The organism is Pseudarthrobacter quantipunctorum, assembly GCF_045291495.1.
GTDB classification, from domain to species: Bacteria; Actinomycetota; Actinomycetes; order Actinomycetales; family Micrococcaceae; genus Arthrobacter; species Arthrobacter quantipunctorum.
In genome coordinates this window covers 3,803,575-3,825,909 of sequence record NZ_CP148033.1, presented here as the reverse complement: position 1 = coordinate 3,825,909, position 22,335 = coordinate 3,803,575, and the positions used below count along the sequence as shown (strand labels likewise).

General features: G+C 67.7%; 22 protein-coding genes. 17 read left to right on the top strand and 5 right to left on the bottom strand.

The window, feature by feature from the left end:
- Window positions 1–73: 73 nt before the first annotated feature.
- Window positions 74–922, top strand: coding sequence for an alpha/beta fold hydrolase (locus tag WHH00_RS17450; protein ID WP_406634756.1), 849 nt, complete (start codon window positions 74–76; stop codon window positions 920–922).
- Here WHH00_RS17450 and WHH00_RS17445 read toward each other — a convergent pair.
- Window positions 844–2,265 carry a carboxylesterase family protein gene (locus WHH00_RS17445; RefSeq protein ID WP_406634754.1) on the bottom strand — a complete coding sequence of 474 codons (1,422 nt, stop codon included), beginning with the start codon at window positions 2,263–2,265 and terminating at the stop codon, window positions 844–846. The genes WHH00_RS17450 and WHH00_RS17445 overlap by 79 nt on opposite strands.
- Window positions 2,266–2,371: 106 nt before the next feature.
- Between WHH00_RS17445 and WHH00_RS17440 the strand changes: the two genes are divergently transcribed.
- Window positions 2,372–3,556 carry an IS30 family transposase gene (locus WHH00_RS17440; protein WP_374152828.1) on the top strand — a complete coding sequence of 395 codons (1,185 nt, stop codon included), beginning with the start codon at window positions 2,372–2,374 and terminating at the stop codon, window positions 3,554–3,556.
- Between the two features lie 152 nt (window positions 3,557–3,708).
- Here WHH00_RS17440 and WHH00_RS17435 read toward each other — a convergent pair whose 3' ends face one another.
- The gene (locus WHH00_RS17435) at window positions 3,709–4,197 is read right to left on the bottom strand and encodes an inorganic diphosphatase (protein ID WP_015935533.1); all 489 of its coding nucleotides are present in this window, start codon (window positions 4,195–4,197) and stop codon (window positions 3,709–3,711) included.
- Window positions 4,198–4,349: 152 nt separating this feature from the next.
- Here WHH00_RS17435 and dacB point away from each other — a divergent pair, with 152 nt between their 5' ends.
- From dacB to panC, 14 genes are all read left to right on the top strand, one after another.
- Entirely contained in the window at window positions 4,350–5,879 is a 1,530-nt protein-coding gene (gene dacB / locus WHH00_RS17430) for a D-alanyl-D-alanine carboxypeptidase/D-alanyl-D-alanine-endopeptidase (RefSeq protein WP_406634751.1), read from the top strand.
- Window positions 5,880–6,032: 153 nt separating this feature from the next.
- Window positions 6,033–7,166, top strand: a complete 1,134-nt coding sequence (locus tag WHH00_RS17425; protein WP_406634750.1) for a zinc-dependent metalloprotease — start codon at window positions 6,033–6,035, stop codon at window positions 7,164–7,166.
- 171 nt (window positions 7,167–7,337) lie between these two features.
- Complete coding sequence (gene tilS, locus WHH00_RS17420; protein WP_406638663.1) at window positions 7,338–8,393, top strand: tRNA lysidine(34) synthetase TilS; 1,056 nt, start codon at window positions 7,338–7,340, stop codon at window positions 8,391–8,393.
- A 31-nt stretch (window positions 8,394–8,424) separates the two neighbouring features.
- A complete protein-coding gene (hpt, locus tag WHH00_RS17415; RefSeq protein WP_041651844.1) occupies window positions 8,425–8,976 on the top strand; it encodes a hypoxanthine phosphoribosyltransferase in 552 nt (183 codons plus the stop codon).
- A gap of 233 nt (window positions 8,977–9,209) precedes the next feature.
- Entirely contained in the window at window positions 9,210–11,273 is a 2,064-nt protein-coding gene (gene ftsH / locus WHH00_RS17410) for an ATP-dependent zinc metalloprotease FtsH (protein ID WP_406634747.1), read from the top strand.
- A 9-nt stretch (window positions 11,274–11,282) separates the two neighbouring features.
- On the top strand, window positions 11,283–11,927 hold the full coding sequence (gene folE / locus WHH00_RS17405; protein ID WP_231457894.1) for a GTP cyclohydrolase I FolE: 645 nt from the start codon (window positions 11,283–11,285) through the stop codon (window positions 11,925–11,927).
- A gap of 11 nt (window positions 11,928–11,938) precedes the next feature.
- Window positions 11,939–12,859 (top strand): dihydropteroate synthase, encoded by a 921-nt coding sequence (gene folP, locus WHH00_RS17400; RefSeq protein WP_406634744.1) that lies wholly within the window; start codon window positions 11,939–11,941, stop codon window positions 12,857–12,859.
- Window positions 12,860–12,869: 10 nt separating this feature from the next.
- A complete protein-coding gene (gene folB, locus WHH00_RS17395; RefSeq protein WP_406634742.1) occupies window positions 12,870–13,277 on the top strand; it encodes a dihydroneopterin aldolase in 408 nt (135 codons plus the stop codon).
- Window positions 13,274–13,819, top strand: coding sequence for a 2-amino-4-hydroxy-6-hydroxymethyldihydropteridine diphosphokinase (gene folK / locus WHH00_RS17390; RefSeq protein WP_406634740.1), 546 nt, complete (start codon window positions 13,274–13,276; stop codon window positions 13,817–13,819). Before folB ends, folK begins: the two co-directional genes overlap by 4 nt.
- Entirely contained in the window at window positions 13,816–14,388 is a 573-nt protein-coding gene (locus tag WHH00_RS17385) for a DUF3180 domain-containing protein (protein ID WP_231455725.1), read from the top strand. Before folK ends, WHH00_RS17385 begins: the two co-directional genes overlap by 4 nt.
- Window positions 14,369–14,881 (top strand): PH domain-containing protein, encoded by a 513-nt coding sequence (locus WHH00_RS17380; protein ID WP_406634738.1) that lies wholly within the window; start codon window positions 14,369–14,371, stop codon window positions 14,879–14,881. The genes WHH00_RS17385 and WHH00_RS17380 overlap by 20 nt, the downstream gene beginning before the upstream one ends.
- Window positions 14,882–14,916: 35 nt before the next feature.
- Entirely contained in the window at window positions 14,917–16,536 is a 1,620-nt protein-coding gene (locus WHH00_RS17375) for a PH domain-containing protein (RefSeq protein WP_406638661.1), read from the top strand.
- Window positions 16,529–17,422: a Rossmann-like and DUF2520 domain-containing protein gene (locus WHH00_RS17370; protein WP_406634736.1), complete on the top strand. Its 894-nt coding sequence runs from the start codon at window positions 16,529–16,531 to the stop codon at window positions 17,420–17,422. Before WHH00_RS17375 ends, WHH00_RS17370 begins: the two co-directional genes overlap by 8 nt.
- A 2-nt stretch (window positions 17,423–17,424) precedes the next feature.
- Complete coding sequence (gene panC / locus WHH00_RS17365; RefSeq protein WP_406634734.1) at window positions 17,425–18,342, top strand: pantoate--beta-alanine ligase; 918 nt, start codon at window positions 17,425–17,427, stop codon at window positions 18,340–18,342.
- Between the two features lie 10 nt (window positions 18,343–18,352).
- Here panC and WHH00_RS17360 read toward each other — a convergent pair whose 3' ends face one another.
- Complete coding sequence (locus WHH00_RS17360; protein ID WP_406634732.1) at window positions 18,353–18,619, bottom strand: hypothetical protein; 267 nt, start codon at window positions 18,617–18,619, stop codon at window positions 18,353–18,355.
- Window positions 18,620–18,747: 128 nt separating this feature from the next.
- Between WHH00_RS17360 and WHH00_RS17355 the strand changes: the two genes are divergently transcribed.
- On the top strand, window positions 18,748–19,419 hold the full coding sequence (locus tag WHH00_RS17355) for a TetR/AcrR family transcriptional regulator (protein WP_406634730.1): 672 nt from the start codon (window positions 18,748–18,750) through the stop codon (window positions 19,417–19,419).
- 43 nt (window positions 19,420–19,462) lie between these two features.
- On the opposite strand, the gene WHH00_RS17350 is transcribed toward WHH00_RS17355, so the two are convergent.
- Both WHH00_RS17350 and WHH00_RS17345 read right to left on the bottom strand, forming a co-directional pair.
- Window positions 19,463–20,500 (bottom strand): LacI family DNA-binding transcriptional regulator, encoded by a 1,038-nt coding sequence (locus WHH00_RS17350; RefSeq protein WP_406634728.1) that lies wholly within the window; start codon window positions 20,498–20,500, stop codon window positions 19,463–19,465.
- Window positions 20,479–22,239, bottom strand: coding sequence for an alpha-amylase family glycosyl hydrolase (locus tag WHH00_RS17345; protein WP_406634726.1), 1,761 nt, complete (start codon window positions 22,237–22,239; stop codon window positions 20,479–20,481). Before WHH00_RS17345 ends, WHH00_RS17350 begins: the two co-directional genes overlap by 22 nt.
- Window positions 22,240–22,335 lie beyond the last annotated feature (96 nt).

Here is a 22,335-nt window from a genome sequence, read left to right as displayed (position 1 = left end):
CGACCTGCCGTGGTTCTGCAAGGCTGGTGGGTGGTGGGCCGGCCGGCTGGCCAGGCCCGAAAGGAACATCCTCATGCCATGGCTCGATGTGCTCGGCAACGACATCCACTACACGGACGCAGGCCGCGGCCAGCCGGTGGTGCTGCTGCATGGGCATGCCTCGGCCGCGGCGTGCTGGGAACCGATCATCCAGGACCTCGGGCGGGACTTCCGGGTGCTGGCGTACGACACGTACGATCACGGCTGGTCATCGAACTCCCCACGGCAGGGCCCGCTGGTTGACCGGGCCGAGGAGCTGGAGCATTTCATCAGCTCCCTGGGCCTTGAAGACCCCATTATTGTGGGGCAGTCCATGGGCGGCATGACCACGCTCCGCTGGGCCGTCCGCCACCCCGGCAGCGCGGCTGCCCTGGTGGTCTGCGGGATGGGATGGCCGCTGGTGGTGCCGCCGCCGGGACAGGAAGGCCAGCCGGAAAAGTTCGAGGTCTTCAGCTCGCTCGACCAGGATGAGCGGATCTGGCTGGGCGTGGGAAACTCCTTCACGGAGCGGTGGATCGCGGACAACCCGAAGGACTTTGCCCGCTATATCAGGGTCCGTTCAACCGCTACGGCCATTGAAGCCGCCCGGCACCCGCGCAGCCTCGAACACAGCCAGGGGGAGTTCCTCAGCGCTGACCCGCATGACGTCGAAGCCTTCCAGCAGGGCCTGGAATCAGTGGTCAGCCCGCTGGTGGTGCTGATCGGGGACGGGGAGAGGCCGCGCATCCGCCGGGGCGCGGAGCACGTTGCCGCCACGGTGCCCGGTGCCCGCCTCCTGGTTGTAGCCGACGCCGGCCACAATGCCTACTTCCAGCGCCAGGACATCCTGGTGGAGGCGATCCGCACCGCAGTTTCCACCACCCGGGGACGCCGGCGGGCCTGATCAGGCCGCTCCGAGGTGTACTGGAGGGCGCCCGGGATGCCGCCTTTTTCGCCAAGGCTGTCACCGCGGGCAAAACGTGACCAAAGCGCCCGCAGTTCCCGCCCCACGGCGTCCACATCCTCCCAGCCGGCACCGGAGATCAGGCCCGCGCCATCCCAGGTGTTCCGGTTCCCGAAGAGCAGCGGAAGGTCGATGGTGTGCGCGGCGCCAAGGACGTTCCCCGGGGCATGCCAGTGCAGCTCGTAACGGTGGGCCATGCCGCCGGCCAGGACGTGCCGGCGCGCGAACTTCCGGGCCGCCCGGCCGTAGACGGTTTCGGTGACCACCCAGTTGATGGCCCTGAGGGCGGCCGGCCCGGCAACCGGAATACCATCCAGCCGGCTGAGGTAGGGGCTGCGGGGGAGGAAGAGCCTCGCCTCCTCCGAGGTGTGGCCGATCAGGATCTCGATGCCGGGCGCGGAGCGGTTCCAGGCGTCCTCGATCCCGGCTTCCTCCGGCAGGGGCGCGTGCCCGTACTGCGTCCCGAACGGCATCGCGGCCAGCATCCCAAACTTCCGGGCCACCTGCGCCACATGGTCCTCCCGCTCCACCACCTCCATGGCGGGAGTCTCTTCGCTAACGGCCTCGGCGGCGATGCCCATGGCATGGTTCATTTTTGCCCGGCCCCGGGAGATGCCCAAGGGGGCGCTTTGGATGATGGCACGCTGGAACAGGGCCGGCGCTTCGGGCGTCGCCATCAAGTGGGCGATCGCGTCACCGCCCGCGGACTGGCCGAAAGCAGTCACCCGGCCGGGGTCGCCGCCAAATGCGGAGATGTTGCGCTGCACCCAGCGGAAGGCCTCGAGCTGGTCCAGCAGGCCCAGGTTGGCAGGCCGGCCAGAGCGGGTTGCCAGGAACCCGAACAGCCCCAGCCGGTAGGTCACCGAGACCACAATCACGCGGTTCTCGGCCACCAGCACTGCCGGGTCAAAGATGGCAAGGTCGCCGGATCCGGTGGTGTAGGAACCGCCATGGATCCACACCATCACGGGCAGTTGCAAGCTTTCCGGGCTGGAAAGGTCCACGTCAGCGGGCATGGTGATGGACAGGTTCTGGCAGTCCTCGCTGCCCGGCAGTTCCCCGTACCGGGTGCCCAGGATGTCGTCCAGGAACGGCACCGGCCCCTGCGGGCAGGCGGGGGCGGGGGAGGTTGCAGCGTACGGTTCGGTCCAGTCAGGTGCCGGAACCGGCGGCTGGAAACGCCCGGCGGTGGCGTATGGAATCCCGGTGGCGCGGAGGACGTTGCCGTCCCGCCAGCCTGTGACAGGACCGCATGGGGGAGTAAACAAGGGCTCGGAACTCACAGGGCAACGATTCCACAGTTTCCTGGGAGTTTTTGTCCACGTATGCAGGCTTGGCGGGCGGCAGATTCATATGGTGGTTGCAACGCTCTGATTGATGGAGCGTTTGATGCCGAAGTTGTTTCCTGTCCATGTTCGTGATGATTTTCTTGATTTGGTGTGCTCCGGCGCGTCCGTCAGTGAGGCTGCACGGCGTGTCGGAGCCTCGCGCGGGACCGGGAAGAAGTGGTGGGCCGAGTCTGGTCAGATGACGCTGAGCATCTCGGCCCATGGCGGCCTGGCAGATCCTGCCCCGTCCGTGGAGGTCTCCTGCGGGCGGGCACTAAGCGAAGCCGAGAGGGGGATGATTCAGATGGGCCGGCAAGCCGGGATGAGCTACGCGAAGATCGGTGCGGCCATCGGACGGGACAAGTCCGTCATCTGGCGGGAGGTCAACCGCAACTGTGACGCCGAGGGCAGGTACAACGCTAAAGTCGCGCACACCAGAGCCCATCAGGCACGCCGCCGGCCCAAGCCCTTCAAGCTCATCGAGGACGAGGATTTGTGCCGGCTGATCGCGGTGTGGATGGACGATGGGTGGAGCCCTAAGCTGATCTCGTCGATGCTGGCGTTTTACTTTGCCGGTGACCAGACTATGCAGGTGAGCCACGAGACGATCTACCAGGCCCTATACGTCCAAACCCGCGGAAGCCTGCGGAAAGACCTGGCCGAAAACCTCAGCCTGAAACGTAAACAACGCATCCCCCACACCGCCGACCGGCTCAAGAGCAGCCCCTACAAGGAGGCGTTCAAGATCAGCGAACGCCCCGCCGAGGTCCAGGACCGGGCAGTCCCCGGGCACTGGGAAGGTGACTTGATCATCGGTTCTGACGGGACCGCGATCGGCACTCTCGTGGAGCGCTCAACCCGGTTCACGATCCTGCTGCACCTGCCCGGGGACCACACCGCCGAAACCGTCGCCGCCGCGATGATCCGGGAAATGGCGAACCTCCCGGAGCACCTGCGCCGCTCGATCACCTGGGACCGCGGCACAGAACTCGCCGGCTACGCGAAGATCCAGACCGCGCTGGAAACCACGCTCTATTTCTGCGACCCGCACTCGCCCTGGCAGCGCGGCACCAATGAAAACACCAACCGGCTCCTGCGGTTCTGGTTCGAAAAAGGCTCCGACCTCTCGGCCCATACCCCTGAGGACCTCAACCGCATCGCGGCAAAGCTCAACCGCCGCCCCCGACCGACCCTCAACCTCGACACCCCAGCCAACCGGCTAAACCAGCTGCTGCAAGCGGCCTAACCACCCCGCGTTGCTCCCACCACTTGACATTGCCGGCGGCGAAGCCTGCATATCTGGACAAAAACTCCAGGAATGACGACGGCGGGTGGTGAGGTTCGTTGAGAACCGCACCACCCGCCGTCGAGCGTAAATTGTGAGGGAGACGGTGGGGACTAGTGGCCCGTGGGCACGTAGCGTTTGATGGAGGCTTCCAGCTCCGCCTCGGCGGCGGCGCGGTCGCCCCAGCCCTCGGCCTTGACCCACTTGCCCGGCTCCAGGTCCTTGTAACGGGTGAAGAAGTGCTCGATTTCCTTGATCAGGAACTCACTGACGTCGCTGACTTCCTGGATGTGGTCAAAACGGGCGTCAACGGGAACGCACAGGACCTTGGCGTCTCCGCCGCCGTCGTCGGTCATGTTGAACACGCCGATGGGGCGGGATTCGACGATGACGCCGGGGTGCAGGTCGAAGTCCTGCAGGAGCACCAGTGCGTCCAGCGGGTCACCGTCCTCGCCCAGGGTGTTTTCGAAGAACCCGTAGTGCGTGGGGTACTGCATGGAGGTGAAGAGGACGCGGTCCAGGCGGACGCGGCCGGTCTCGTGGTCGACTTCGTACTTGACGCGTGATCCCTTGGGGATCTCGATGGTCACGTCATGCTTCATGGAATGCTCCTCGGCAATTCGGGGGGTTCGCGGCACTTCTGACAGGCAATCAAAGGACTGTCAGTGCCGCCGACTATTATCGAGGATATAGCGAGAGGCCCTGGAATCAGGAACTTGTGGGGAAATTTCAGGACTTGGGGATTGGCACCGGCATGACCACATCGGGCAGTACGGATCAGTGGCTTGGCCGTGCCCGGCAGGCGGCGCGGAGCGGCGCCAACGGCGTGCGGACGTCCTGGCCGTTGGTCCTGCTGTCGGCACTTCTGGTGGCCCTCGCCCTTCCGGCAGCCCTGTTGGTGGCGCCGGGCTTCCTTGGACCGGAACCACCGGCCCCCGCTCCGCCCGCACCCGCCTGGCAGCAGGTTCCGGCCACTCTTTCCGCCGTTCAGGGACTCGCCCCGCCGGATGGCTCTGCCCCGGTGCCCCTCCCGTCCAGCGTCAGTGCCCAGCTGGAGCCGCTGTTGAAGACCGACGGCGGCGGGACCTTCACCGGTCTGGTGCAGGACGCTCTCACGGGCCAGGTGCTGTTTGACCGTGGCGGTTCGGAAGCCCGGGTGCCGGCGTCCAACATGAAGCTGCTGGCGGCGGTCGCCGCCCTGCGGTCCCTGGGCCCGGAACACCGCTTTACCACCCAGGCTGTCGCCGGGCCGGCGCCGGGTCAGGTGGTGCTGGTTGGCGGCGGCGACGTCCTTCTTGGGCCCGGCGAGTCCGCCCCGGAACAGGTGATGGGCCACGCAGGCCTGGCAACGCTGACGGCCCAGGCCGTGGAGGCGCTGCAGGAAGGCGGTGCGGCAGGGGAGATCAAGGTGCTGGTTGACGATTCCCTCTTTTCCGGCCCCGCACTGAACCCGGCGTGGCAGTCAGGGGACGTGGCGGCCGGCGAAGTTGCTCCCGTATATCCCCTTGCATTGAACTCCGCCCGCTACGATCCCGCCGTTACCACCGGCCCGCGCCCACAGGATGCGGCAATGACGGCAGGGGAGGAGTTCGCCGCGCGGCTGCGGACGGCCGGTGCCGCCGCGGGACTCACCGTGGCAGCCGCCGTCGAACGCCTGCCCCAGGCGGCACCAGGCACGCTGGCGCTGCCAAGCCCCGAGGGAACCAGCCAGCCGGCGGTGCTGGGCGAGGTGCAGTCGGCCACCGTTGCTGAGCAGGTGAACCTGATGCTCCAGGACTCGGACAACTACCTGGCGGAGGCGTTGGGCCGGCTGACGGCGCTGGCTGGCGGGCTGCCGGGCAGTAACGACGGCGCCACGGCGGCAGTGGGCGCGCAGCTGGCCGCTGCTGGCCTGGCATCAGAGGGGATGAAGCTGGTGGACGTGTGCGGCCTGGCCATGGGCAACCAGGTCCCGGCCCGGCAGTTTGCCGAGGTGGTGCGGGCCATCGCCTCCGGCACTGACACCCGGCTCCGGGCTGCGCTGGACGGCTTCCCGGTGGCCGGCCTCTCCGGAACCCTGGACACCCGGTACGGTGATGCCGCCACCGCCCGGGGCGCGGGGCTCGTGCGCGCCAAGACCGGCACCCTTAACGCCGTGCTGGCACTGAGCGGCTACGTGGTGGACGCGGACGGCCGGCTGCTGGTCTTTTCCTTTATTGGGAACGGGCTGAGTCCCGGTGCGGCAGGAAATAAGGAAGCGCTGGACCGCGCCGCCACCGCGCTCGCGGGCTGCGGCTGCCGCTAGGGCGGGACGTTAAGCGGAAAGGTGGCTTGCCCCGCATGAACGGCCCTGCCCAGCGCCGCCCCCTGCGGCGCCGCGCCACTCATGGTGGGCGGATGGTTCGCCGGTGAGCGAACTTAAGGACTATCCCCAGCCTGCTGTGTTCTGATGGGAACCATGGAGTCCACTGCACGCGAGTCGTCAGCCAAGACGTTGTCCGCCACGGCACAGTCCCTGATCAACTGGGACCTTGCCGCCTCCACCGCCGCGCGCCTGGCTCCGGCCGGGCCCGTGCTGGACCAGGCGGCCATCAGCGAGGCCGTGGACAGCCTGCGGCGCCTGGCGGATGTGTCTGTTGACCATGTCCATGAGATCACCGGGCTGGAAGCCGCCCGCGACCTCCGCGACTCCTCCGTGCTGGTGGTGGACCGCGCGTCCTGGGCCAAGGCCAATACGCAGAGCTTCGCCGTGATGCTCAAACCCGCCATGGAAAAGATGCTGGAAAGCAGGCAGGGAAACCTGAGCCCAAGCGCCGCGAGCGTCAGCGGGGCCATCACCGGAAGCCAGCTCGGCGCCGTCCTGGCATTCCTGGCCAGCAAGGTCCTTGGCCAGTACGATCCCTTCGCGGCCCTTGCCGAAGGGTCCACCGCACCTCCGGCCGGCCGGCTCCTGCTCGTGGCCCCGAACATTGTGGCCGTGGAGCGCGAACTCAACGTCACCCCGGAGGATTTCCGGCTCTGGGTGTGCCTGCACGAGCAGACCCACCGTGTGCAGTTCGCCGCCGCCCCTTGGCTCCGGCATCACATGCTGGAGCAGATCGACCAACTGAGCGTGCACCTGCTGGGCAACGTCGATTCCCTGATGGATCGCGCCACTGCTGCTGCCCGCTCGCTGAAGGACCGGACCGGCACAGGGAACACTCCCGGCCGGGGCGCCATTCTCGACCTCCTGCAGGACCCGGAGGAAAAGGCCGCCATCTCGCACCTGACCGCCGTCATGAGCCTCCTGGAAGGCCACGCGAATGTGGTGATGGACGCCGTGGATGCCAGCATCATCCCGTCCGTCAAGACCATCCGGCAGCGGTTCAATGACCGCGGCAAGGACCGCGGCGTGATCGAGAAATTCATCCGCAGCCTCCTGGGACTGGACGCGAAAATGCGCCAGTATTCCGACGGCGCAAGGTTTGTCCGGGCCGTGGTGGACGCAGCCGGCATGGAGGGCTTCAACAAGGTCTGGGAGTCCGCGGACCACCTGCCCACCGAACCCGAGATCCACGACGCCAAGCTGTGGCTTGAGCGGATGGGACTCTGATTGCCGGGCAGCCAGCAACCTGAGGCCACTGCCGCCGTTGATGCGGCCGCCGCGGATTCCGTCCAGCAGGCTGCCGTTAGCGGTTCCACTAGCGGTTCCACGGGCGGTTCCAGCAGCGGACGACGACGGCCGGGCAGGCTGGCGCCCGTCGTCGGCAAGGCGCGTAAAGCCCTGGGGGACGCGCTGGCGCAGGCCGGCTATCCCCGCCACGTCCTGGTTGCCTGCAGCGGCGGCCCGGACTCCCTGGCACTGGCCGCCGTGGCCGCCTACTTTGCCCGGCGCGGCCACGTGGACGGCCACCCGGTGACGGTGGGCGCGGCAGTCGTGGACCACCAATTGCAGGAAGGGTCAGCGCAGGTCGCGGCCAGGACCGCGGAAACCCTGAAGGAGCTGGGCCTGGGCCCTGTGGAAATCCGGACCGTCACGGTGGCCGGAGAAGGCATGGGACCGGAGGCGGCAGCGCGGGAGGCCCGGCACGCCGCACTCGAAACGGCAGCGGCAGCCCAGGGGGCCGCGGCAATCCTGCTGGGCCACACGCTGGATGACCAGGCCGAACAGGTGCTCCTGGGCCTGGCGCGCGGCTCGGGCACGCGCTCGCTTGCAGGCATGAGGCCCGCGAGGGGCGCTCTGCTGCGGCCGTTCCTGGGGCTTCGCCGGGCGGATACGGAAGAGATCTGCGAGGTGGAAGAGCTCCAGCCCTGGCATGATCCCACCAACCGGGACCCGTCCTATGCCCGGTCCCGGACGCGGGTGGAGGTCCTGCCCCACCTGGAGGAAAAACTGGGTCCCGGAGTGGCGGAATCCCTGGCCCGGACAGCCTCCATCCTGCAGCTGGACGCCGACTACCTCGAAGATGTGGCGGAAGCCACCTTTGCGTCAATGGTGGAGCGCAACGGCCCGGAACTGAGCCTTCCGGAGGAGGCGTTGCGCGCCTTGCCCCCTGCCATCCGGTACCGTGTGATCGCCAAGGCCGCGGCCGACGTCGGCGGGCAGCAGCCCAGCTACCAGCGCCTTTTGGCGGCGGAGGCGCTGCTGCGGCGGCATGGTTCGGCGGGGCCGGTGGAACTACCCGGCGGAGTGAGCGCCTACCGCCTGTCCCTCGCCCAGCTGGCCAGCGCCGAAGCCGCGGACGGCCCGGCTGCCGGCGGCAAAGCCAAACCCGTTCCCCGCGAAGCCGCACGCTGTGGGAAGCTAGTACTCCGGCCCCAAGAGCCGCCCGCAAAATAGTCGCACCCCCGCATCTACACAGGAGCCATTGGTGGATTCAAACGACGTCCAGGCAGACCTCAAGCACGTTCTCTACACCAAGGAACAGATCCAGCAGCGGATCACCGAACTCGCTGCCCAGATCGACAAGGACTACGAGGGCCGCGAAATCCTCATCGTGGGCGTGCTCAAGGGCGCGGTGATGGTCATGGCGGACCTGGCCCGGGCGCTGCACAGCCACATTTCCATGGACTGGATGGCTGTGTCCTCCTACGGGTCCGGCACCCAGTCCTCCGGGGTTGTCCGCATCCTGAAGGACCTGGACACGGACCTCATGGGCAAGGACGTCCTGATCGTCGAGGACATCATCGACTCCGGCCTCACCCTGTCATGGCTGAAGACCAACCTGGAATCACGCGGCACGGCATCGGTGGAGATCTGCACCGCCTTCCGCAAGCCCACTGCCGCCAAGGTGGAGATCGACGTTAAGTACGTGGGCTATGACATCCCCAACGAATTCGTGGTTGGCTACGGCCTGGACTACGCAGAGAAGTACCGCAACCTGGACTTCGTGGGCACCCTGGCCCCGCACGTTTACGAGTAGGCCGCCCCTCCCAGACCGCCGCCGCGCCGCCGTCGGCCTTTCCTTGAAAAACCCCGCCCTTGGGGCAGGCCTCGGCCGTCCTGGCAGCGCTACGCCCACAGGGAACTTTTGCCGTCCATCATGCGTGATCTACTCCGGACGGTGTATAGCTAGAAGCTGACGCAGCACCATCACGCGCGCAGACTACTCGCCGTGCAGCACTACCAGAAGGGACGGGGTTAGCCCCCGAACAGATGAAAGCTAAGAACTTCTTCAAAGGCCCGGGCATCTGGATCGTCGTCGTGGTCGGTCTGCTCCTGGTGGCCTTTGCAACGCTTGCCCCTGGTGGTGCGGCACGGATTGACACGGACAAGGGCCTTGAACTGCTCTCCGGGGACCAGGTGGAGCAGGCCAAGATCTTCGACGGCGAAAACCGCGTTGACCTGACTTTGAAGGACAACCTGCAGCTGGACGGGCAGGACAAGGGCAAGAGCGTCCAGTTCTACTTCGTGGACGCCCGCGCCCTGGATGTAGTCAAGGCCGTCACTGCCTCCAAACCGGCCCAGGGCTACACGGACCAGCCGATTGAGAGTAACTGGTTCTCCGGCCTGCTCTCCCTCCTGATTCCCGTCATCCTCCTCGGCGCCCTCTTCTGGTTCCTAATGACCCGCATGCAGGGCGGCGGCTCCAAGATCATGCAGTTCGGCAAGTCCAAGGCCAAGATGGTCAGCAAGGACATGCCGCAGGTGACCTTCGCCGACGTCGCAGGATCCGACGAAGCCGTGGAAGAACTCCAGGAGATCAAGGAATTCCTCCAGGAGCCCGCCAAGTTCCAGGCCGTTGGCGCCAAGATCCCCAAGGGCGTGCTGCTGTACGGCCCTCCGGGCACCGGCAAGACCCTCCTTGCCCGCGCCGTCGCAGGCGAGGCCGGCGTCCCGTTCTTCTCCATCTCCGGCTCGGACTTCGTGGAGATGTTCGTTGGTGTGGGTGCCTCCCGTGTCCGCGACCTCTTCGAGCAGGCCAAGGCCAACTCCCCGGCCATCATCTTCGTGGACGAGATCGACGCCGTCGGCCGCCACCGCGGTGCCGGCATCGGCGGCGGCAACGACGAACGCGAGCAAACCCTCAACCAGCTCCTGGTGGAGATGGACGGATTCGACGTTAAGACCAACGTCATCCTCATCGCCGCCACCAACCGCCCGGACGTGCTGGACCCCGCGCTGCTCCGCCCCGGGCGTTTCGACCGGCAGATCGGCGTGGAAGCGCCGGACCTGATCGGCCGCGACCAGATCCTGCAGGTCCACTCAAAGGGCAAGCCGATGGCGCCCGGTGTGGACCTCAAGGCCGTGGCCAAGAAGACCCCCGGATACACCGGCGCAGACCTGGCCAACGTCCTGAACGAGGCAGCGCTGCTCACCGCGCGCTCCAACGCGAACCTCATCGATGACCGCGCCCTGGATGAAGCCATCGACCGCGTCATGGCCGGCCCCCAGAAGCGCAGCCGCGTGATGAAGGAGCATGAGCGCAAGATCACCGCGTACCACGAGGGCGGCCACGCCCTGGTGGCGGCAGCGCTGCGGAACTCCGCCCCGGTCACCAAGATCACCATCCTGCCCCGCGGCCGCGCCCTGGGCTACACCATGGTGGTCCCGGACAACGACAAGTACTCCGTGACCCGCAACGAACTGCTGGACCAGATGGCCTACGCCATGGGCGGCAGGGTGGCGGAAGAAATCGTGTTCCACGACCCCTCCACCGGCGCGTCCAACGACATCGAAAAGGCCACCGGCACCGCACGCAAGATGGTCACCGAGTACGGCATGAGCGAACGCGTCGGCGCAGTCCGCCTGGGCCAGGGCGGCGGAGAGCCCTTCCTGGGCCGCGACGCCGGGCACGAGCGCAACTACTCCGACCAGATCGCCTACGTGGTGGACGAGGAAGTGCGCCGGCTCATTGACCAGGCCCACGACGAGGCCTACGCCATCCTCACCGAGAACCGCGACGTCCTGGACCGGCTGGCGCTTGAACTGCTGGAGCGCGAAACGCTGAACCAGGCCGAGATTGCCGACATCTTCCGCGATATCCGCAAGCGCGATTTCCGCGAGGTGTGGCTGTCCAAGGAGTCCCGTCCGGTCCAAATGGCGGGCCCGGTGGAGTCCCGCCAGGAGCGGGCTGAGCGCGAGGCCCAGGAGGAAGCCAAGCAGGCGCGCCTGGATGAGCCGCTCGACGCCCGGCCGCCGCACCCGCAGGGTGTTCCCGAGGATGCTCCATTCCAGGGCGGCGTCACCGACGCAGGCCCGGACACCCTTCGCGGCTAAGCTTTCTACGTGACCCACTTCGACGACGACGACGTTCCCGCCTCCGCCGGATACCCGGCGGAGGGCGGATCCCACCACTCAAAGCACCACAAGGTGGACCGGCCCCGGATCGAGGCGGCCGTCCGTGAGATTCTCCTGGCCATTGGAGAGGACCCGGACCGCGGCGGCCTCATTGACACCCCCAAGCGGGTGGCCAAGGCCTACGCCGAGGTGTTCGCCGGGCTGCACCACGATCCCGCGGACGTCCTGTCCACCACCTTCGACCTTGACCATGAGGAACTTGTCCTGGTCAAGGACATCCCCTTCTATTCCACCTGCGAGCACCACCTGGTGCCGTTCCACGGGGTGGCCCACGTGGGGTACATCCCCTCGCATGAGGGCAAGGTGACGGGCCTGAGCAAGCTCGCCCGGCTCGTGGACATCTATGCCCGCCGCCCGCAGGTCCAGGAGCGGCTCACCACTGAGATCGTCGAGGCGTTGGTGCGCTACCTCAAACCCCGTGGCGCCATCGTCGTTGTTGAATGCGAACACATGTGCATGTCAATGCGCGGTATCCGCAAGCCCGGAGCGAAGACCGTCACCAGCGCGGTCCGCGGGCAGCTTCATGACCCGGCCACCCGCGCCGAAGCCATGAGCCTCATCCTCGGAAGGTAAACCATCAGACCATGGACTCACTAGCTGCAGCGCCGGGAACCGGCCCCGCAACATCGCCACTGCCCATCCTTCGCAAACCGCGCCCGGCCGCACGGTTCGAAGACCTCCCCACGGACCGCACGCTGGTCATGGGCATCCTGAATGTCACCCCGGATTCCTTCAGCGACGGTGGCCGGCACGCCACGGCGGACACCGCCATCGCGGCAGGGCTCCGGATGTTCTACGCAGGTGCGGACATCATCGATGTCGGCGGTGAATCCACCCGGCCCGGCGCCGAGGACGTCACCCCGGAGGAAGAGCAGCAGCGCGTCATCCCCGTCATCCAGGCCCTGGTGAAGGCCGGAGCGCTCGTCAGCATCGACACCACGCACGCCTCCACGGCCGCAGCCGCGGTGGAAGCCGGTGCTGCCATTGTCAATGACATCTCGGGGCTCAGCATCGAACCGGAAATGGCCGAGTTCGTGGCCGCTGCCAAGGTCCCCTACATCCTCACCCACCGCCGCGGGGACGCACGCACCATGAATTCGCTCGCCGACTACAAGGACGTGGCGGGCGAAGTGGTGGCCGAACTCGCGGGGGTGCGGGACAAACTGTATGCCGCCGGCGTCGCCGCGGAACAGATCATCGTGGACCCGGGTCTGGGATTCGCCAAGAACGACGCCCAGAACTGGGAGCTCCTGCAGAACCTGGACCAGCTGGACAGCCTGGGCCACCGCGTCCTGGTGGGGGCCTCCCGTAAGCGGTTCCTCGGCACCCTGCTCACGGTGGCCGGCAAGTCCGCGGCCCCGGAGGAGCGCGACGGCGCCACAGCCGCCATCACTGCCATCAGCGCCTACCGCGGCGCCTGGGCGGTCCGCGTGCACGACGTCGGCCCCAGCCTTGACGCCGTCAAGGTTGCCGCGCGCATGGCCGCACCCCGCGCCCGCAGCTAAGCCGCGCCCCATGGACAGGATTACGCTGACTGGTGTGACGGCCGTGGGCCATCACGGCGTGTTTGATTTTGAACGCCGCGAGGGCCAGCCTTTTGTTGTGGACGCAGTGCTGTACCTGGACTTTGCCAAGGCGGCAGAATCCGACGACGTCCAGGACACTGCCCACTACGGCGAGGTGGCCCAGCGTATTACCCAATGGATCTCCGGCGAGCCGCTGAACCTGATCGAAGCCCTGGCAGTGCGGATCGCGGACGGCCTGCTGGACGAGTTCGGGCTGGCGGCCGTGGACATTACCGTCCACAAGCCGCAGGCTCCCATTGAGGTTCCCTTCGGCGACGTGGCGGTCAGCGTCCACCGTGCCCGCCGCGATGGTGAAAAGCGCGCTGGGGGACAGCAAGCCCAGGGGGAGGGGCCATGAACGGCGGCTATACCAAGGCGGTCCTGGCGCTCGGCAGCAACCTGGGTGAGCGCAATGACACCCTTTCCGAGGCTGTGGCAGACCTCGTAGACCCGCCGGAGGTGCGGCTGCTCGCCGTGTCCCCGGTTGTGCAGACGAAGGCCGTGGGCGGTCCCCCCAACCAGCCGGATTTCCTCAATATGGTCATTACGGTGGAAACCAGCCTGTCCCCGCACGAACTGCTGGAACACTGCCAGGCCGTGGAGAACAAGCACCACCGCGTGCGGGAGGTGCGCTGGGGGCCGCGGACGCTCGACGTCGACATCATCACCTACGGCGACCTCCGCAGCGACGACCCCTCCCTGACATTGCCCCACCCCCGGGCCGCCGTCCGCGCTTTTGTGCTCTACCCGTGGTCGCTCATCGAGCCGGCCGCCACCCTGGACGGCGAACGGATCAGCGCACTGGCCGCGCGGGCTGACGACTTTGGCGACCTCGCCCCGTTCGACGGCTTCGGCGACTTCGACGGCGTACCCACCGCCGGAGCGGTGGAAGAACGATGAAACCCATCAATCCGCTGCGCCTCCTGCTGATCGGTTTCATCCTGGCCGTGGCGGGCTGGTCCGCCACCGTGGTGACCAGCCGGTTCGGCATGTCCACCCCCGTCCTCCCGGCCACCGCCCTGGCCACCATGGGCGTGATCGTGGCCATCACCCTGATCCTGGGCATCCGCGTGCTGAAGTGGCGCAACAGCCTCGACGCCAACGGCGCCAGCAAGGGTACCAAAGCGGGACCCAGGAAAAGGCCCGTGCTTGATCCGCTCCTCGCCGCCCGGACCCTGGTCCTGGCCCAGGCCTGCGCCTACGCCGGAACGGTGCTGCTGGGCTGGCACGTGGGCATCTTCCTGGACCAGCTCCGCATCTGGAGCCTGCGCAGCAACCAGGGCATCACCTGGCTGGCGCTTGCCATGGCCGGCGGGGGACTGGTGATGATCGTGGTGGGCCTGCTGGTGGAGCGGTTCTGCAAGATCCCGCCGGAAGACGGCGACACCAAGGGGATCGAGGGAAAACCGGGCCGCGCCGTGCACGGTGAAGCCTCCGGGGAAGGCGAATATGCATACCGGGGCGATTGATCCGCCAGGCATCACCTGGCAGCGCGTCTCACCGAAATACGTCACCGCCAGGGTGGTGCAGTGGGCCCTGGGCAACCTGGCCGCCGTGCTGGTCCTGTCCCTTCCGCTGGTGCTTGTCCTCGCGGGCGTGTGGGCCTGGCCGCCGCTGTGGCTGGCAGCCACCGTACCCGCCGTGGCTTTGGTGGCGGCCCTCTGGAAACTGGCACTCATCCCGCGGCAGGTCCGTGCCATCGGATACGCCGAACGGGACGACGACCTCCTGATCAGGACCGGCATCTTCTTCCAGCGCACCATGGCCGTCCCTTATGGGCGCATGCAGTACGTGGACATCGGCGTGGGCCCGGTGGAGCGGTCCCTGGGCCTGTGCACCCTCAAACTCCACACAGCGTCACCCGGCACCAACGCCCAGATCCCGGGCCTGCCCGCCGCAGAAGGTGCCCGACTCCGAGAGCAGCTGGCGGCACGGGGCGAAGCCAGGCTGGCAGGGCTGTGACCGCGGAGGAACCGCGTCCCGCCCCCTTCCCTGGTGTGGGCGGCGCCGCGGCTGCACCCCAGCCAGGCGATACACCCCAGCCCACCAATGCACCCCAGCCAGGCAGCGCACCCCAGCCAGCCAGTGCATCCCAGCCAGGCAGCGCGTCCGACGGCGAGTGGCTGCGTGTGCACCCGGCGTCGCCCTTTGTCCGCGGCTGGGTGGCCCTGGCCGCCATAGGTTTTTTCTTTGGCCGTGACATCTTTGAACGCTCGCTGCAGGGCCGGCCGGTCTTCGAGGAAGAAGTCGCCGGCCGGGCGTCCTGGCTGCTGGCGGGCGGCGCCATGGTGCTGCTGGTCTCGGTGCTGGGCTTCCTCCTCACCTGGTACTTCACCAAGTACCAAGTGTCCGGCGGCTACGTCCGGGTCAACACCGGGTTCCTGTTCCGGCAGCAGCGCCAGGCGCGGCTGGACCGCGTCCAAGCCATCGACATCGAGCAGCCGCTGCTGGCCCGGATTTTCGGCCTCGCCGAGCTGAAGTTCGAGGTGGCCGACGCAGGAGAGTCGGCGGTGCGGCTGGCCTACCTGAAGATCGACGAGGCCCGGCAGCTCCGCGCCACCATCCTGGCCCGTGCCGCAGGGGTGCCCATTAACCCGGCCCATCCGGAGGAACCCTCACCCGAGGCGCCGGAATACCAGATACTGTCGGTGCCGCCGCAGCGCCTCGTGGGTTCCCTGCTGCTCAGCGAGCAGAGCTTTTTCGTGGTGCTTGGCGGCATTGCGTCCGTGGTGCTCGCCGCCGCCACGGACAGCCAGACGTTCTACCTCTACCTCATTCCGGCTGCCCTGGGCCTGGCCGCCAGCTACTGGGGGCTATTCAACAAGGGGTACAACTTCACCGCGGCAATCTCCCCGGACGGCATCCGGCTGCGCTACGGCCTGCTGGACACCCAGGCTCAAACCCTGCCGCCGGGGCGCATCCAGGCCCTGAAGGTCAGCCAGCCGCCGCTCTGGCGCCCGCTCGGCTGGTACCGGATGCAGGTCAACGTGGCCGGCTACGGAGTGGTGGAAAACGCCGGCGAGGGCTCCGCCCGGACCACACTCCTGCCCGTCGGCACGCTGGCGGACGTGATGGCAATGCTTGCCCTGGTGCTGCCTGACCCCGGCACCCCGCAGCCAGCGGCCGTCTTTGGCGCGGGGCTCACGGGTTTGGATTCCGACGGCGGATTCGTCAGCACTCCGCCAAGGGCCCGCTGGCTCGCCCCGCTGGGCTGGCGGCGGAACGGGTTTGCCGCCACGGACACCGCCCTGCTGCTCCGTTCAGGTCGGTGGTGGCGGCAGCTTGTGGTGGTTCCGCACCAGCGCACGCAGTCCATGGCCCTGCACCAAGGCCCGCTGGCACGCCGGTTCGGGGTAGCCGACCTGATTCTGCACACCACCCCCGGCCCCGTTGTGCCGCGCCTGGTCCAGGCCGGCCGGGATACGGCGCTGGCCCTGTTCGACGAACAGTCTGCCCGTGCCCGGCTGGCCAGGAAGCGGCAAACTACGGAACAGTGGCTCCGGCAGGTGGTTCCGGAAGCATCGGCCATTGGGGCTGGCGGCGCCGGCCCCCAGCCAGTGGCCGGGCCCCTGGAATCCCACACCCCACAACAACAGGAAGGCGGGCAGCATGGCTAAGCCCGGACGCCTCGGCGTCGGAGTCATCGGCGCGGGCAAGGTGGGGGCGGTCCTTGGTGCCGCCCTGCGCGCCGCTGAACACGCCGTCGTCGGAGTTTCGGCGGTGTCCGAAGCGAGCCGTGAGCGCGCGGAAACGCTGCTCCCCGGTGTGCCCGTCCTTGAAGTGCAGGAGATCGTGGAGCGGGCGGAACTGGTCCTGCTTGCTGTGCCCGACGACGCCCTCCCGGGACTGGTGGACGGGCTCGCAAAGCTGGGCGCCTGGCAGCCGGGCCAGCTGGTTGCCCACACCTCCGGCCGGTTCGGCGTGGGCGTCCTGCACCCGGTCCGCGCCGCCGGTGCCGTACCGCTGGCGCTGCACCCCGCCATGACGTTCACCGGAATGAGCCTGGACCTGACCCGGCTGCTGGACTGCACCTTCGGCGTGACGGCAGATGCCGCCATGCTTCCCATCGCCCAGGCACTGGTGGTGGAAATGGGCGCGGAACCGGTGGCCATCGCCGAGGCGGACCGGACGCTGTACCACGCAGCCCTGGCGCACGGCTCCAACCACCTGGTCACCCTTGTTGCCCAGTCGTCCGAGCTGCTGCGCTCGGTGGGAGTGGAACTGCCCGAACGCATGCTGGGCCCGCTCCTGCGGGCCACCCTGGAGAACGCGCTGGCGTCCGGCGAGTCAGCCCTGACCGGTCCGGTAGCGCGCGGTGACGTTGGCACCGTCGCGGCGCACGCGGAGGCGCTGCGGGAGTTCGACGGCGGCGGGCACGGCGATGTACTGGCCGCCTACCTTGCCATGGCCCGCGCCACCGCCCTGCGTGCAGAGGGTCGCGGACTTCTGAAGCCGGACCAGCTGGAGGGGCTGCGCCACGCCCTCGATCCTCAGGAGGACTGACGATGCCCATTAAACTTGCCACCACGGTGGCTGAGCTTCGCACCGAAGGCGCCCGGCTGTTGGGCGCCAGGCAGGGAACATCGCAGGGGCTGGTGCCCACCATGGGCGCACTCCACGAGGGCCATGCCGCCCTGGCGCGTGCCGCCGTCGAACAGAACGACGTTGTGGTGGCCACCATCTTCGTCAACCCGCTGCAGTTCGGCGACGCCGTGGACCTGGGCCGCTACCCGCGAACGCTGGAGGCCGACCTCGCACTGCTGGAAGACCAGGGCGTGGACCTGGCCTTCGCGCCGTCGGTGGAGGAGGTCTACCCTGGCGGGGAACCGCTGGTGCGGGTCACCTCGGGCCGGCTCGGGGAAAAATGGGAGGGGGCCTCCCGGCCGGGCCATTTTGACGGCGCCCTGACGGTGGTGGCCAAGCTGCTCCACTACGGGTTGCCCGCCGCGGGCCTGCCCGCCGCCGGGCCTGCTCCGGGAGGGCTGCCTGCCTACCGGGCGTACTTCGGCCAGAAGGACGCGCAGCAGCTTGCCCTTGTCCGGCGCATGGTGGCGGACCTCAACTTCCCGGTGGAGATCGTGGGGGTGCCCACGGTGCGTGCCGTTGACGGGCTGGCACTGTCCAGCCGCAACCGCTTTCTGTCGGACGAAGAGCGGGAGGCGGCCCTGGTGCTGTCCCGGGCCCTCCGGCTGCTGGAGGAACGCGCGAACGCCCGGCAGCCGCTGGACCTTGACTCAGCCCGGGCCCTGGTGGAGTCCCAGCCGCTGGTGGCGCTGGACTACTTCGACGTGGTGGACCCGGACACCCTGGAGCCGCTTGCCGAGAACTGCCGGGAGACGCCGTTCAGCGGTGAAGCCCTGGCGCTCATCGCCGCCAAAGTGGGGCCGGTGCGGCTGATCGACAACGCACCGCTGAGTTCCTGAGGCCAGGCCGCTAGATGCAGGGCTCTTCCCGGTTGATCATCAGTTGTTCGAGCAGCGCGCGCTCCGGCCTGCCGGGGTGCTTGGCGACGCAGCGGCGCAGGCGTGCCCTGGCGAGCTCCTCACCGGGTTCGCGGCTGCGGAGGACTTCATCAATGATTTCCTGGGCCTGCCATCGGAGCGACTCAATGGCGAATTCCCGGATCTCGGACGGGGTGACTTCGGCCATCCAGGGATCAGGGTCTGAGGGAACGCTCTGGAACATCCGCTCTGCTGACATCGGGGCCTCCTTGCACCAGTCCGAAGGGCCTGTGTGGGGGCCTCCACGGCGTCGAAGCACTGCGCTACGGGAAACATTACAGGGGGGAAGACCGGTCTGTCTCCCCCCGGGAGTAGACTGAAATCGCGATGAATCCAGAGGCGAAGGTCCCGGCAATCCACGAGGTTGCCACAGTCCCAGAAGTTGCCACAGACCCAGAAGTCGCCGCATACCCCCAGGCGGCCGCGGTGGCGGAATCCGGTCCTCCCCATTCGGTGGACAGGATCCTGGCCGTTGCCTACGATCTGTTCTCCACGCGGGGCGTGCGGGACGTGGGCGTCAACGAGCTCATCGAGCGGTCCGGGGTTGCCAAAGCCACGTTCTACCGCCATTTTCCGTCAAAGGATTCCCTGGTGTTCGCATTCCTGGAGCAGCGGGACAAGCAGTGGACGATAGACGGGATCCTCTCCGAGGCGCGCCGCCGGGGCAGCACTCCCCAGGAGCAGCTGCTGGCCATTTTCGACGTCTTCGGGGACTGGTTCCGGCGGGAGGACTTCGAGGCCTGTTCGTTTGTGAGGGTCATGCTGGAGATGGGTCCGGCCCATCCGCTGGGGCGGGCCAGCATCGATTACCTGGCAAAGATCCGCGGCCATGTGCAGGCCCTGGCGGAGGAAGCCGGGCTCCAGAGCCCCGGGGACTTTGCCCGTTCCTGGCATATCCTCATGAAAGGTTCGATCATCCAGGCCGTGGAAGGTGACGCGCTGGCCGCCGAACGCGCCCGGCAGATGGCGGTCTGGCTGATCGGGCACCACACCAGCTGACCGCAGGCCGCTCAGGCAGCCGCTGCCTGGAAACCAGCGCTGTTCAGGAGCCGGAATGCCCGGCGGGGATGCGGGGCGCGGAGGTGCTATGGCGGACCAGCAGCCGGGTCTCCATCAGTTCATCCGCCGGCCCAGCGGCGGCCTGGCCGTCGTCCTGCACCAGCGCCAGCAGGCGTTCTACGGCCCGGGTGCCCTGGTTTCGCGGAAACTGGTCGATGGTGGTCAGTCCCAGGATTTCGCCCATTTCGTGGCCGTCCACCCCAATGACGGACAGCTCCTCGGGGATCCGCAACCCGAGGTCGCGGGCTGCCAGCATTGCGCCAAAGGCCATCTCGTCGGAGGCGCAGAAGATGGCGGTGGGCCGTTCCTCGGCATCCGCCAGCAGCTGCTTTGTCTCCTTGTACGCATCGTTCGCCGAGTAGTCGGAAATGAGGGACCACGCCTCGCGCAGGGGCAGGCCTGCCGCCGCCATCGCTTCCTCGTATCCGGCGCGGCGGCCGCTGGAGATCTCGAAGTTCCTGCCGTATTCGTGCTCGCCGCCGAGGTGCGCCACCCGTGAGTGCCCCAGGCTGATCAGGTGGTTGGTGGCCCGGCGGCCCACCTCCACGTCATCGATCCGGAGGGTAGGGATGTCCGGCAGCGGACCGCCCACGCCCACCACCGGAATCCCGGCGGCCAGGATCTGTTCGGTCTCATGGGCGTTGAGCTGGAGTGAGACGGCCAGGACGCCGTCGAGCCGCTTGCGCAGGAGGAAGTCCCCCAGCACCGATTCCCGGTAGCGGTCGCCCTGGAAGTCGTAGAGGGTGAGGTCGTAGCCGGCGTCCATCAGGGCTGAATTGGCGCCCTCGAGCAGCGTGGCGAAGTACCACCTGTTGACGAAGGGGAGGACCACTCCAATGTTGTGGCTGCGCCCGCTCGCCAGGCTGGAGGCGTGGTAGGACATGACAAAGCCGAGTTCGCTGGCGGCGGCAGTCACGGCCTCCCTTGCCCGGGCGGACACACTGCCCTTCCCGCTCAAAGCCCGCGACGCCGTCGCCTGCGAAACACCCGCCAAACGTGCTACATCCCTGATTCCTGCCACTGACCCTCTGATGCTCCGCTTGGCCCCATGCGCAGCCAGATGCACTGCGCAGGACCCAGTTTACGCTGGGCGGTAGCGTCCCCATCCGTGCTGAGCAGGATCTCCAGGCCGGGCAGGTCAACCGGCGCCTCACCCATGTTCATCATCACCAGGACTCCGTTGTTCACGAACGTCACGCAGTCCGAGGCTGAGGAGCCTTCAAGCCAGTCCAGGGAACCGGCGCCAAGCTTCAGGTCGCGGCGGAGCCCCAGGGCCCGGCGGTACAGCGACAGGACGGAGGACTCGTCCCGGTCCTGCACGTCTCGCGACAGCGCGGCCCATTCCTCCGGCTGCGGCAGCCAGGACTCGCCTGTGCTGTTGAAGCCGAATGCCGGGGCGTTCGCCTCCCAGGGCAGGGGCACCCTGCAGCCGTCCCGGCCGATGCGTTCTCCCGCGGTGCGCCGGAACGAGGGGTCCTGGCGGAACGCGTGGTCCATGGTGGTGTGATCGGGCATGCCCAGCTCTTCGCCCTGGTACAGGTACACGCCACCGGGCAGGGCGAGCATGAGCATCGAGGCCGCGGCGGCCCGTCGCAGGCCCAGCTCCGCGTCAGGCTGGACATCCTCGGCGCCCAGGCCGTCGCCGGGGCGGGCCGCAGGCTCCACGATGCCGAAGCGCGTTGCGTGCCGGACGACGTCGTGATTTGAAAGGACCCAGGTGGTGGGTGCCCCGACCGAATCGAACATCCGCAGCGAGCTCTCGATCACGGCACGCAGCCGGGCCGGGTCCCACGGGGTGCCAAGGTAGGCGAAGTTGAACGCCTGATGCATCTGGTCCGGCAGGACCCAGTTGGTCAGCCGGGACAGGGGATCGATGCTCGCTTCGGCGCAAAGGATGCGGTCGCCGTCGAACTCGGCCAGGACCTCGCGCCACCTGCGGTAGATGTCATGGATTTGCGGCTGCCCGAACATCGGCGCAAGGTGCCCCGGGAAGTCGTCGGTGCTGACGCCGTCGGGCCGTCCGTGCCAGTCCGGGAGTCCGTCGGCCTTGACCAGGGCGTGCGCCACGTCCACCCGGAAGCCGGCAACACCCCGCTGGAGCCAGAAGCGCAGGACGCGTTCGAACTCGGCGTGCACGGCAGGGTTGTCCCAGTTGAAGTCAGGCTGGGATGAATCGAAAAGGTGCACGTACCACTGCCCGGGTTCGCCGCTGGGTTCGGTGATGCGGGTCCAGGCCGGGCCGCCGAAGTGCGACTGCCAGTTGTTGGGCGGGAGCTCCCCGGATTCCCCGCGGCCGTCCCGGAAGATGAACATCTCCCGTTCAGGGCTTCCCGGCCCTGCCTGGAGTGCGGCCTGGAACAGGGCGTGGTCGGAGGAGCAGTGGTTCGGCACGAGGTCGATGATCACCCGGATGCCCAGCGAATCCGCGCGGGCCACCAGCGCGTCGAAGTCGTCCAGGGTCCCGAAGACGGGATCGACGTCGCAGTAGTCGGCGACGTCATATCCGCCGTCCCGCTGCGGCGAAACGTAGAAGGGTGAGAGCCACACGGCATCGACGTCCAGCGCCGCCAGCTGGTGCAGCTCGGCCGTGATGCCGGGCAGGTCGCCTTCGCCGTCGCCGTTGAGGTCCCGGAACGAACGGGGGTAGATCTGGTAAATCACCGAGGACCGCCACCACTCCGTACCTTGGTCGGCGGGGTGGACCGGCACCAGTTGGAGGGCGGAGACGTCGGACTCGTCAAGCATGAGTGTGTTGGTCATCCGGTTATGCTAGCGGTCTTTACGCAAAAAATGGAACAGCTTCCATCCAGCAATGGCAAGGAAATCGTTAATTCGCTAACCGTGTGGACGTTCTCA